The organism is Sphingopyxis sp. LARHCG72, from assembly GCF_052871675.1.
Genome location: NZ_JBIXJU010000011.1, coordinates 20324 through 31297, shown reverse-complemented (window position 1 = coordinate 31297; position 10974 = coordinate 20324). Strand labels below are relative to the sequence as shown.

Annotated in this window: 13 protein-coding genes; 6 read left to right on the top strand and 7 right to left on the bottom strand. The window is 63.4% G+C overall.

The features are described 5' to 3' along the window. Positions 1-150: 150 nt before the first annotated feature. Both ACIPPQ_RS19630 and ACIPPQ_RS19625 read left to right on the top strand, forming a co-directional pair. On the top strand, positions 151-1635 hold the full coding sequence (locus tag ACIPPQ_RS19630) for a GGDEF domain-containing protein (protein WP_446545739.1): 1485 nt from the start codon (positions 151-153) through the stop codon (positions 1633-1635). 375 nt (positions 1636-2010) lie between these two features. Next, positions 2011-3270, top strand: a complete 1260-nt coding sequence (locus tag ACIPPQ_RS19625) for a sel1 repeat family protein (protein WP_446545738.1) — start codon at positions 2011-2013, stop codon at positions 3268-3270. Between the two features lie 61 nt (positions 3271-3331). On the opposite strand, the gene ACIPPQ_RS19620 is transcribed toward ACIPPQ_RS19625, so the two are convergent. Then, positions 3332-3811: a hypothetical protein gene (locus tag ACIPPQ_RS19620; RefSeq protein WP_446545737.1), complete on the bottom strand. Its 480-nt coding sequence runs from the start codon at positions 3809-3811 to the stop codon at positions 3332-3334. 65 nt (positions 3812-3876) lie between these two features. On the opposite strand from ACIPPQ_RS19620, the gene ACIPPQ_RS19615 reads away from it, so the two are divergent. Continuing rightward, the gene (locus ACIPPQ_RS19615) at positions 3877-4239 is read left to right on the top strand and encodes a hypothetical protein (protein ID WP_446545736.1); all 363 of its coding nucleotides are present in this window, start codon (positions 3877-3879) and stop codon (positions 4237-4239) included. Between the two features lie 227 nt (positions 4240-4466). Here the strand turns inward: ACIPPQ_RS19615 and ACIPPQ_RS19610 are convergent, their stop codons facing one another. From ACIPPQ_RS19610 to ACIPPQ_RS19590, 5 genes are all read right to left on the bottom strand, one after another. After that, positions 4467-5501: a DUF6882 domain-containing protein gene (locus tag ACIPPQ_RS19610; RefSeq protein ID WP_446545735.1), complete on the bottom strand. Its 1035-nt coding sequence runs from the start codon at positions 5499-5501 to the stop codon at positions 4467-4469. A 114-nt stretch (positions 5502-5615) separates the two neighbouring features. Continuing rightward, a complete protein-coding gene (locus ACIPPQ_RS19605; protein ID WP_446545734.1) occupies positions 5616-6170 on the bottom strand; it encodes a hypothetical protein in 555 nt (184 codons plus the stop codon). A gap of 487 nt (positions 6171-6657) precedes the next feature. Continuing rightward, complete coding sequence (locus ACIPPQ_RS19600; protein WP_446545733.1) at positions 6658-6864, bottom strand: hypothetical protein; 207 nt, start codon at positions 6862-6864, stop codon at positions 6658-6660. A 154-nt stretch (positions 6865-7018) separates the two neighbouring features. After that, positions 7019-7945: a hypothetical protein gene (locus ACIPPQ_RS19595; protein ID WP_446545732.1), complete on the bottom strand. Its 927-nt coding sequence runs from the start codon at positions 7943-7945 to the stop codon at positions 7019-7021. Between the two features lie 102 nt (positions 7946-8047). Then, positions 8048-9322, bottom strand: coding sequence for a S8 family serine peptidase (locus ACIPPQ_RS19590; protein WP_446545731.1), 1275 nt, complete (start codon positions 9320-9322; stop codon positions 8048-8050). Positions 9323-9420: 98 nt separating this feature from the next. Here ACIPPQ_RS19590 and ACIPPQ_RS19585 point away from each other — a divergent pair, with 98 nt between their 5' ends. From ACIPPQ_RS19585 to ACIPPQ_RS19575, 3 genes are read left to right on the top strand one after another with little or no spacing between them, the layout of a single operon-like run. After that, positions 9421-9909: an RNA polymerase sigma factor gene (locus ACIPPQ_RS19585; RefSeq protein ID WP_446545730.1), complete on the top strand. Its 489-nt coding sequence runs from the start codon at positions 9421-9423 to the stop codon at positions 9907-9909. Beyond that, the gene (locus ACIPPQ_RS19580) at positions 9906-10601 is read left to right on the top strand and encodes an anti-sigma factor family protein (protein ID WP_446545729.1); all 696 of its coding nucleotides are present in this window, start codon (positions 9906-9908) and stop codon (positions 10599-10601) included. Before ACIPPQ_RS19585 ends, ACIPPQ_RS19580 begins: the two co-directional genes overlap by 4 nt. A gap of 11 nt (positions 10602-10612) precedes the next feature. Further along, entirely contained in the window at positions 10613-10798 is a 186-nt protein-coding gene (locus ACIPPQ_RS19575; RefSeq protein WP_446545728.1) for a MaoC/PaaZ C-terminal domain-containing protein, read from the top strand. Here the strand turns inward: ACIPPQ_RS19575 and ACIPPQ_RS19570 are convergent. Continuing rightward, positions 10725-10973, bottom strand: a complete 249-nt coding sequence (locus ACIPPQ_RS19570) for an Arm DNA-binding domain-containing protein (protein ID WP_446545727.1) — start codon at positions 10971-10973, stop codon at positions 10725-10727. The genes ACIPPQ_RS19575 and ACIPPQ_RS19570 overlap by 74 nt on opposite strands. Position 10974: the final 1 nt, after the last annotated feature.

Below are 10974 nucleotides of genomic sequence, written 5' to 3'. Positions count from 1 at the left end.
CGAGCCGCGGGCGGCTGAATGATGGAACCACGGCGCCGAGTTTTAACCTTCTTGCTTCTAGATTGCAGCCACCGCTTATGCATGTGGCGGATATTGATCTATAAACGGCGGCCTCAATCGGGCGCGGTTTGAAAGCAGCGACGCAGGTCTATGGTGGACGATACCGATTCATTGTACGGAGCGCAGCGAAGAATCTGGCGGGCATATCCGGAAATTCTTCTGCCGCTTTCCTTCGTTGCCCTGCATGCGCTCGCCATTGCCGTCAGCGGCAACAAGGCTTGGCTGGCGTCGCTGCTTATCTTGATACTTGCGCCCCTACTGGCGGCCTCCGCCTGCTTCTACCGTGCCCGGCGCGGCGCCTTTGCGGATGGCTGGATTGCGCTGGGCGTCGCGATGCTGCTCTGGGCCGGAGGAATGGTCGGCAACTTGATCGCGGGCTTTCTTCTCGATAGCTGGTCGGGAGCCGCTGGCGTCAGCATGCTCTTCTTCATCCTCTACGGCGTGCCGATAATCTTCATCGTAGCCACCCCGGATCATGAAACTTGGCAAATCCGGCTGATGGATGGCGCGCTCGCGGTAGCTCTCGGTTATCTTTTCTTCCGTCACACATTCGCTTTTGCAACGCTGGCGGACACGAGCGACACCAACCTGCTCGCGTTGCGCCTGATGTTCGACATCGAGAATATATTCATCGCGCTATTCGCCGCGATCCGCTTCCTGGCAAGTGCGGAACCGGACAGGCTCGTCTTCTTTCGCAGCCTGATGATCTTCGCCTGCGTCTATCTGGCCACGGCAGCCTTCATTAATCATCTTTACTCCGACGTCTATTATGGCTCGGCGTCCGACTTGGTGATCGGGATGCCCTTCATTTCGCTTGCTGGTCTGGCTGTCGGCCGCCGGATGCCCGGCAAGGGCAGCCTTCGAACCTCGCAGGTCTTTCCGCATGTCGTGCAGGCAGGAGCACCGCTAATGCTTCCCGCTACTCTGCTGGTGGTATCCGCCTCTTTAGTACGGATTGATCCCGTGCACGCTGTCGCGGGATGCGCGATTGCAATCCTCGGTTATGGTCTTCGCACCATTCTCGTCCAGTTGCGCAGTCTCGATACCCAGACGAGGCTCGATCGTCTGTCCCGGATCGATCCGCTGACGGGGCTTGCGAACCGGCGGCAGTTCGATGAAAGCCTGCGCCGCGAATGGGATCGCGCAGCGCGAACGGGAGCGGGCATGGCGCTGCTGATGATCGATGTCGACCATTTCAAGATGCTCAACGACGAGTTCGGCCATCCGGTCGGTGACGAACGGCTGCGTGCCATTGCGAAGGCGCTGGCCGGATGCGCGACACATGATTCCATCCTCGTTGTGCGATACGGCGGCGAGGAGTTTGCCGCCATCCTGCCTGCTGCCACGCCGGTTCAGGCGATGGACTTCGCGGAAACGATGCGAAATGCCGTCGAACGGCTGTCCCTGCCGTCGCCCGCTGTCGGCGGACGAGTTACCGTTAGCATCGGCGTCGGCCATGTGGGCCGGTCCAACGGCGGGGGCGCCACGGCGCTGATCGCCGATGCTGATGCCGCGCTTTATCGGGCGAAACGGGGCGGCCGGAACCGGTCGGCAATTTTCGCAGCTATGCCTTGATGAACGGTAAGTTCGAAACAGAGTTTCAACTCGATTGCATGTCCGCGTTGGAGCCCTTCGCCGAAACGCATGCGGCAATCTCGGCCTGATGGTGGGCGGGCCGGCCCAAAGGACCGCCAGCGCGCCCCCGCGCTGTTCGACAAAGCCTGGAGCCTGGGCGAGCCCGAGAGCTGCTTCTCGCTGGGGCGGGCCTATCAGACCGGAAACGACCGCGATCGCCACGCTGCGCGCCATCTGGCTGCTGGAGCAGGTTCTCATGCTCGGCCCGAAGACGCCGTCCGCCGCCGAGGCCGAAAAGCCTTGGCGCTCGCCCGGTCGCCGGCCAAGGATCCGGAGACCACGCCGGAAAGCAAACCATGAGAGATATAGAGCAAGATGATGACGCGCATAGTTGATGGCCTGATGTTGCTGCGCGTCGCCATGATCGCGGCGTGTCTCTGGACCGCGGCGCCGGCCTCGGCTCAATGGCAGGCCGAGGAAACCGTCCTGCACTGCCGGTTCGAGGCGCAGGGCCGGGTGGCGTCCATTTCGCTTGCGGGCACTCGGGCGATCTATCGCTATGGCCGCCCCGGGCGAAAGCCAGAACTGACTTTGTCCAGTCCGCTGGCCGAACTCGACTATCGGCGCGAAGACGGTGCGGGCGACACGATCGACGAGATTGCGACCTTCGCGAACGGTGACACCGCCTACCGCTTTGCCGCCGGCTTCAGGAACGGCGCGCAGCCTGATCCGTCCGCCCTGCACCCGTTCGGGCTGTTGACCGTGAGCCGGGCCGGCAAGGCGCTCGCCAAGCTGGCCTGCGTTCCGGAGAGCATTGAGAGGAATCCAGACCGCCTGCTGGCGCGCATGCGCAACGCCGGCCGCGAGCGCACGTCTGACGGCGCGACCTTTCCGAACTATCCGATCGACCCGCCGGTCCGCGCCGCCGACGCGCCCGCCTGCAAGCCGGAGAACAATGTCGATACCTGCTGGAGCCGCGGCGTCGGCGCTGCACGGCGGGGCGACCTGCGCGGCGCGCTCGAACATTATGATATGTCCTGCGACGCCGGCATCGGCACCATGGGCTGCTATGAGGCAGGCAAGCTCTACCTCCATATTCGACAACTGCGCGATTACACGCGCGCGAAGGAGAGGCTCGCCCGCACCTGCTCCGGCGACGATTCCGGCCAGGGGCCTTATGCCTGCAAATATCTCGGCTGGATGTCCTTCACCGGGACCGGGGTCCCGCGCAATCTTGATGAGGCGTTTGGGAGGCTCGCGAAGGCCTGCTTCTTCCACAACGACGCAATTCTTATCGACGCGGAGGGTTGCCACTTTCTGGGCAGGACGGCGCTCGAACTGCGCGGTCGTTCGCCGCGCGATGCGGCCAGGGCAGACCATCTCGCTTACATCGCGTTCGCACAGGGCTGCACGGATAACGCCAAGACCGTGTGCGATGAAGCTCGCGCGCTATATCGTCGCGAGGCTGCACGTGCCGCCAGCTGGATAAAATTGTGCGACAGCGATGTTGGCGAACATGGCCCGATCGGCACCTGCGCTGAACTTGCCATAAGTGGGGAGGATTATGATGCTGCGCAGGCCGTCCGGCGGCAGCTTGCGTCGATGTTCCGTGCCGTGTCGACATCGTCGGAGTAGGTTACCGACTGGTTCGGCGACGCATTGCAGGAAAAGGGGTTTGGCCTTTCGCCTATTCCGCTCAGTTTTTCCGCACCCGAAATGTCAAACTGCCGGCTTCGACAGCATCGATTTCGATAGTGATATCGCGTAATTCGATCACCGTTTGATCGACCGGAAAGCTGAAGCGCTGACTGCTTGCCGGTCGCTCCGGATCTTCGGTTGCATAACCACGAACGTCAAACTGCATCCTTCCACCTTCGATACCTCCAAAAAGAATATCGTAGACGCGGCCCGTTTCGATGGGGCCATGCGCCTCCTCGCGTGGATATCCGGCTTTTTTGGAATAATCGCTCGGCGGAATGACCGGATCGCCGCTCAAGACGAATTGCGTTTTACCGAAGCTTTCGATTCCGGGCGCTGGATTTGTGGCGACCTGAGCGTCGTCAGCGGAGGCCTCGGCATCTGCGGCAGCCTGCCCATCGTCGGCCCGGCCGTTAGTCGCGGCGGCGTAGAGGGCGAGCGCGGCGCCGGATGCGAGCAAAAGCCCGAGCCTTTTCATATCATTCCCTTTCCAGCGGGATTCGGCCGGTTTGCACGGCCCGCTAAACCAATTTTCGCAGGCACTTGATCGCCGATACCCACATCAGCAACATGAATAAATATCTTCGTTCAGTCATCATCGGCGCGGTGACCAGGTCTGTTAAGCCAGAAGGAACTCGCTCGCAGTTCGGGCGTCATCGCCGCATAGCGCAACCCAAATTGGAGGGCAGCAAGGCATGGCCTTGTCGCCCCTTCTGTCATGGGACTCCCGAGCAGCTTATCGCACGACTAGAAGACCATCTTCATCTCCATGCAGGTGTGCACAATAAAATGACCTGCCTGATGGATCGTATCGTCCATCAGGTTTGCGCCGACAAGATCGACGAGCTCGCAGAAGCTGCGCGAGTAGATGTTCCGGCCAGGGTTTCCGCGACGCAGGCTGATTAATCAGAGCGGCAAACTATGGGTGGCTTGTCGCCTGATCGCGACGCGAATAGGCGCCTGCATTGCGTCAGGCGCCGTTGATTGCGTGAAAAGGACGGCGAAAAATGTGATCTGGTCGATGCGCTACTCGGATTAGAGGAGCAGAGGTCCTGAGCCGCCACTGTTGGGGCTCCCTTGCGCTACCATATGCCATTAGGGACAGGACAAGTGAGCCCAGTGACGATCGGATCTCAACCATCTACTCTTGGCCAGATGAAGCCTCCGCCCCAGTCGAGCAGCTGATCCGTGATCTTCAGCGCATCGTCTACCGGCTCGATCCGGTAGACGGTCTCGCCGACATCCCTGCCGATGGCGACGTCGAGAGCGCCGCCCTGAGGGTGGGGAACGGTGAAGTGAACCGCCTTCGGGGCCGGGTCGTGATCGGACGGCCAGCCGAGCGAGCTCGGTTCCCAATAGCTGTCGGTGCGCGACCAGTAGCGGTGGTAGATGGCGAGCTTGCGGTCGATCAGCGTGCGCAGGATGCTGTCCTCGCCGTCATGTTCGTGGTGCTCGCGGTCGATCGGCAGCATTTCAGCATCATAGGCCGTCACCAGCGCATGGGCCGCTTCCAGCATGGCTTCGTCGACCGGCGCCGCGGCGCGAGGCTTGCGGGCGGGCTCGTCGAGGCGGAAGGAGAGGAACACCGACGTCGTGCCGTTGACCATGCCGCGATAAACGCCATCGGCACCGCCCGTCTGGGCAGCCAAGGCGAGCAGCGGCTTCAGATTGTCGAAGGCGACGGTTTGGGTCGGCGTGGTCAGGGCGGCGAGACCGAGCCGTTCTCCTTCGGCCTTCGCGCGTTCGGCATCCTCGCAGATTGCGGGCAAGAGGGAGGGATTGGCCCAGGCCCATAGGAAGCTACGATCGCTTGGATCGAAGCTGCCGAGGATCTGGGCGCGGGCGGCGACTGTGCGGCCGCGCGCGAACTTGAGGGTGAGCTGGCCGGTGTCCTGGTCGAAATCATAATTGCGCTCAAGACCGAGCCCGCGATCGCGGGCAAGGCGGATGTTCTGCCCGATGAGCCAGTCGCAAGCTTCGCGCAGACGGGGCGCCAGGCTGTCATCGGGTGCAAGCACGGGGTGGGCGGGGCCATCCGCGCGGTCCTCGGCAAGCGACAGCGTCTGCGTTACCCGAGTGATGCGTCCTTGCTCGTCGCGCTCCACTTCACCTTGGGACGGCTCCGCGCCCTGGTCCCCCGCCATCAATTTTCGCAGCCATTCCAGCATGCCCATCTCCATTATCCGGGTGGTTGCCGATCCGAAAGCGGTCCCAATGACGCCGCGATGACGATCGGGAAAGGCAGTTGTCCTGCATCTCGGCGTCGGCAACCTGGTTGGCAGTCAACTTCCATTATTGTGCGTGTTCGCGATTTCATCACTGCCATCGTCTGAAGTTAGATGGTCGAGGAGGTTCTCGAGGGTATCGAACTCGACGGTCTCGATGCCGTCCTTTTCATCCACACTGACCCCCTCAACCTCAAGGGCCACACCGAGCTGCGCGCGAATCCAGCTGTCGGGAAACTGTTTCGGCGCGGCAAAGGAGAGAAGGATGGCATCGGCGAAGATGACCACCGAGCATATGCTCAGATCGTCGCGCAGGTCCGTCTTTTCGATCACTTCTTGGTCGCCAACGGCATCCTCTACTTCCTCGGCGATTCCGTCGACAATCTGCCTCCATGCCTCGGTCGGCATTTCGAGAACCTGTTCGATGGCGGCGATCAGCATGTCGGCATCGATGTCGACCTGATCTTCGAGTTCCGGATCCACATTGACATTTACGTCGACGTTGGCGGCCGACAGATGGGCTTTCCCGAAGACGAACCCGTCTCCAACCTGCGGATCGGTCAGAACCGCGCTTGCCGCGATCGCGTCCCGAAGCTGTTCGATCTGTGTCATCCGTACCTTTCCTCATCGATCCAGCCAGACGGTCCGATAACACACCGGATATGGGGATGATCTGGAGCTGTCCAGCATCTCGTCAGACGCTATCACTCGGAAATATGGGGCTAAACACGAGGGCGGCCGTTGACGTGGGTAATTGCCAGTGTGCCTTACCGGTCGTTGTCGTAGCGGACCAACCAAATGTCCGGTTTTCGCGATTTTCGTTCAAGAACCGACAGGCAGCTACCGGCCACGTTACGCCAATGAGCTTCGGTCTACCTCGTCAACGGCCCGCGCTGGCTAAATGTCGCCATAGGGTAAAAACGGCCATTCAGTCCCAAGGGTGATCATCCCTGACGTCTCTCGAATCTAAAGGGCCGATCTTCGTTTTCGCGAACCCGCATATAAACCCTCCAAAGGCCGCCATCGTCCCCGCCCAGCGAGAAATGCATCGCATATGTGAGTGTGCCATCGTGTCGGCCTTCGCGAAAATCGATCTCGTCTAGCCACCATTCTTCATTACCGCTGCTGCTGGTCGGGACCAATCAACGAAAATATCTAGATAGTCCGCCGCCTTCGTTTGAACGATCGGTAAGCTGTCAGCGATCCGCGGTGCGACTTCAAGTTGGGCACCATTCACTGCGCCTTCTTCGTCAGAGAGCCACATGTTCACCTCCGCGCCTGCGGACCCGCCGGTAATTGGCGTCATGTTACCTCTATCCTGCGCGTTCCTTCGCGGCGTGTGTGATAGCAGGCAACGGCTGCGTTTCGGAAGCTCCGTTAAGAGTTCGTACAGCCAGCCTAGGTCAAAAGAATGCGCCGGCACGATGGCCGGCGCATTGCCCCTTCGGGACTCGTAATGCTCAGTCGTTGCGGTCGTTGACGCGATCGGCGCGCTCGCCGCTCTGTGCGGTCTGCGGAGCGGTTTCGCCCTGCGGCTGGCCGCCCGCATCTTCCTGCCGCTCGGCCGTCTTCTTGAGTTCGCCCTTGGTCATACCGGTGACGAGAAAGTCGCCGGATCCGGCAAAGCTCGCGGCGGGAAGCGTCGCGACACGGTTGCCTACCTCGACCGTCACCGCCTGCACGACGCCGCGGCCGGTCTGGCGAACATCCTGGACATATCCGATCACCTTGCCGCGTGCGTCGGTCACCGCCATGCCAGGTTCGATCGCGAACATGCCCGTACCCGAGGCGGCGGCGCTGCCCGCAACGGCCAGCTGGTCAAGGCTGCCCTGAAAACCGCCCGCTGCCGAGCCCGCGCCGTTCGCGGCACCCGAAAGGCCCGAAGCCGCGCCGCCCGCCTGATCGCGAACATTACCGACAGCGCCGCGCGCCGTGTCGGTGACGGTCGAGGCGGTGCCCTGGGCGGTGCCGGCAGCGCCGCGCGCGGTCTGACCGACGAAATCGGTTCCGACCGCCTGCGCGTCGAGGCTGCCGTTGCCCGAGGCATTGCCTGAGCCATTGGCTGCGCCGCCGATCGGATTGCCAAGCAGGTTGACGTTACCGTTCGCCGAGCCCTTGCCGTTCGCATCGGCATTGCCCTTGCCCTGCACGCGGCCCGAGCGGCGGTCGATGTTGGCTTCGCCGCGGCCGGTACCGCCAAGCTCGCCTGCGCTGCCAAGCGTCCCGCCGATGGGGCCCATCGGATTGCCGAGCGTGCCGCCCAGCGAACCGCCAAGGCCACCGGTCAGTCCGCCGCTGCCACCAAGCAGCTGCGCCGAAGCGGGGGCCGAAAATGCCATGGCCGACGCGGCAAGCGCGATAGCCGGGATGAAAATGCGATGTGCCATTGTCCTGCTCCTGAATGTGCGACCCGGGGTGTGTTGAGGGGGGTGGGTCTGCGGAGGGAACGATGGCGCGTCTGACTTTCTTCCAAAATATCGAATAAAGAGTCAGCGGCCCCCGCAGGTGCCGCAAATCAGGCCATGGCCATAGATATTGTCGCGGCCCTTCTTGCCGATGTCGCGCGCCTCCATCACCAGCCCGGCGACAGCCGGACCGATCCCGTCGATCGATGGCGCCGGATAGCGAAGCGCCAGCCGCCCCGCGACGACCGGCGCAGCAAATGACGTGCCGCGCAGCCGGTCGGTGCTGGCGGCACCCGTCGCCGCCAGCACGGCATCGCCGGGTGCGGCAAAATCGACATGCAGCGCGCGGCCGGCCTCGGGCAGCACACGCCCCTTCGCGTCGACCCCGGTCACCGCGAACACGCCGCGATAGGAGGCCGGATAGGCGGGCGGCGCGGCGGGCCCGTCGTTGCCGACCGCCGCGACGATCAGCATCCCGCGCTGCTGCGCGCGCAGCACCGCCGCCGACAGCAGCTTGTTGTCGGGACCGACGAGGCTGATCGTCGTCACCGCGACGCCGCTTTGCGCAAGCCAGCCGAGCGCGCGGGCAATCGCGCTGGCGTTCCCCCCGACGGGATCGGTGCCATAGACATCGGCGGCCAACAGACGCTGCCCGGGCGCGGCGCCCTCTATCGCGCCGCTGCCGACAAGCAGCGAAGCGACGGCGGTACCGTGACGGCTTGCCGACGGGGCACCTTTAGCAAATCCGCGCTGCTCGACACGCCCCGCCAGCGAAGGATGCGCCGCGACCCCGCCATCGATCAGGCCGAGGCTGGCCTTGCCGCCGCCCGCTGCCGTCGCGAGCGCCGATCCGGGCAGCGCGCCGCCGGGGCCGCTCGTGAAATAGAGATTGTCGGCATCGACCGCAGCATCGAGCAGCAGTTTTGCCAATTGCTTGCGCGCGCGGGCAAGGCTGCGCCCCTCGGGCACAGAAAACCGCGCTAGATCGAGATCGAGCCCCTCGATGCGCTCCCGATGGATCAGCGCGAAGCCTGCCTTCGCGGCGCGCCCGATCATTGCGTCGTCGACACCGCTGGCAATCAGGACACCGCGTACCGCCGGTTCGCCGCGATCGTCGAGTTCGATGCTCTCGCGGTTGCCGCGCAGAAGCGCGCCGATACGGTCGAGCCGGACCTGCGTCAGCAGCTCGCTCGTCGCGGCCAGCGGTTCGAGGACGCCGGCGTCGGGCAGCGTCGACAGGACGCGCCCGGCATCGGGCAGCTGCGCCGACGGCAAGGCTACCTGTGCCGCCGCGCGCGGACCGGGGCCACCGATCGCGATGCAGATTGCCGCCAGCCCTGTCGTCCAGATTCGCATCATCGCTCTCGTCCAGTTCCTCCTGCCGGAAAAATTTAGCAGGATGCGGAAGAAACGATAGAAGGTCGTCGTTTCTTCCTCGAACAACCGAAAAGAGAGCGATGCGCTTCGAAGAGGAACTGGTCGATCTGCTACCGCGCCTGCGCCGCTTTGCGCGCGGGCTGACGCAGAGCGCCGGCGATGCCGACGACCTGTGTCAGGCGGCGATCGAGCGCGCCTTGAAATCGCGCGAACAATGGCAACAAGGAACAAGACTGGACAGCTGGATGTATCGCATCACCCGCAACCTCTGGATCGACGACCGCCGCGCAGCGGCCCGGCGCGGCGTTCACGCCCCGATTGACGACGCGATCACGCAGGTCGCCGGTGACGGGATCGCCGAGGTCGAGGCGGGCACGCTGCTCGGCGACGTCGACGGCGCGATGGCGCGGCTGCCCGACGAGCAGCGCGAGGTCGTGATGCTCGTGCTGGTCGAAGGTTATGCCTATCGCGAGGCGGCTGAGATATTGGAGGTGCCGATCGGCACCGTAACATCGCGGCTCGCGCGCGGCCGCGAAACGCTGATGCATCTTTTGGGAGAGGCGGCATGAGTTTCGATCCCGACACCATCGCCGCCTATGTCGACGGCGAACTCGACGATCTGGCCGCGCGCCGGATCGGACGCGAAGCAGAAGGCGACGCCGCCCTCGCTGCCGAGATTGCGCGTCACCGCGCGCTGAGGGCGCAGCTTTCCGCGCACTTCGCACCCGTCGTCGATGAACCGGTGCCCGATCGCCTGCGCGCGCTGCTGATCGGGGATGGCATCGACACCAGCCTGTCTGATCGCCGAAAAGCAAAGCGCGCGCGATTCGCGCCCGCCCATTGGGGCGTGATCGCTGCATCGCTGGTGCTGGGACTGACACTCGGCCTCAGGCCTTGGGCGCCCGCGCCGGACGTGATCAGCGCAAACGGAATCCTGGTCGCGTCGGGAAGCCTGACCTATGCGCTCGACACGCAGCTTGCATCGAGCCAGCCGACCAACGCCGATATCCGCATCGCCCTCAGCTTTCGCGATAAGAAGGGCCGTATCTGCCGTAGCTTCGCGGGACGCGACCTGTCGGGCATCGGCTGCCGCGAAGACGGTCGCTGGGCGCTCGAACGCACCGCAGCCGGGCAGAACCCCGGCGAGTATCGGCAGGCCTCGTCGGGCGATCTTGCGGCCGCTGCGGCGGCAATGATGTCAGGTGATCCGTTCGATGCTGCAGCTGAACGTGCCGCCCGTGACGCTGGCTGGAATCGCTAAAGCGAGTTGTTTTGCAAGGTCAGGGGTCGCTGACCTTCTCCATCATGACCGGCTTGATATTGTGGGGTCCCTCGACGCAGGCGAACTATGGCGTAGATAGGCTTCGGTTCCTCCATCCGGTATTCATCGGCGATACCGTCTGCGCCTCCGCGGAACTTCGCGCGCATCGGCAAGCGAGACCAGCGGCCAAGCCCTGAAGGCCATGCTCTTCTGCTTGCCATCATAGAGGTAATTCCAGCGCCCTAATTTGCCGCCGCTGGGGGTTACGAGGAGCAGCAAACTGCCGCCATCCAACATCTTATAGGGTTTTGAACGCGGTTTTGCTGCTTGACCTTGATATCGCTCAGCATTTCTCTTCTCCGAAGATACCATG

Coding starts and splice junctions, on each gene's coding strand:
- ACIPPQ_RS19630 (WP_446545739.1), top strand. CDS start 151: ATGGTGGACGATACCGATTCATTGTACGGAGCGCAGCGAAGAATCTGG.
- ACIPPQ_RS19625 (WP_446545738.1), top strand. CDS start 2,011: ATGATGACGCGCATAGTTGATGGCCTGATGTTGCTGCGCGTCGCCATG.
- ACIPPQ_RS19620 (WP_446545737.1), bottom strand. CDS start 3,811: ATGAAAAGGCTCGGGCTTTTGCTCGCATCCGGCGCCGCGCTCGCCCTC.
- ACIPPQ_RS19610 (WP_446545735.1), bottom strand. CDS start 5,501: ATGCTGGAATGGCTGCGAAAATTGATGGCGGGGGACCAGGGCGCGGAG.
- ACIPPQ_RS19605 (WP_446545734.1), bottom strand. CDS start 6,170: ATGACACAGATCGAACAGCTTCGGGACGCGATCGCGGCAAGCGCGGTT.
- ACIPPQ_RS19600 (WP_446545733.1), bottom strand. CDS start 6,864: ATGACGCCAATTACCGGCGGGTCCGCAGGCGCGGAGGTGAACATGTGG.
- ACIPPQ_RS19595 (WP_446545732.1), bottom strand. CDS start 7,945: ATGGCACATCGCATTTTCATCCCGGCTATCGCGCTTGCCGCGTCGGCC.
- ACIPPQ_RS19590 (WP_446545731.1), bottom strand. CDS start 9,322: ATGATGCGAATCTGGACGACAGGGCTGGCGGCAATCTGCATCGCGATC.
- ACIPPQ_RS19585 (WP_446545730.1), top strand. CDS start 9,421: ATGCGCTTCGAAGAGGAACTGGTCGATCTGCTACCGCGCCTGCGCCGC.
- ACIPPQ_RS19580 (WP_446545729.1), top strand. CDS start 9,906: ATGAGTTTCGATCCCGACACCATCGCCGCCTATGTCGACGGCGAACTC.
- ACIPPQ_RS19570 (WP_446545727.1), bottom strand. CDS start 10,973: ATGGTATCTTCGGAGAAGAGAAATGCTGAGCGATATCAAGGTCAAGCA.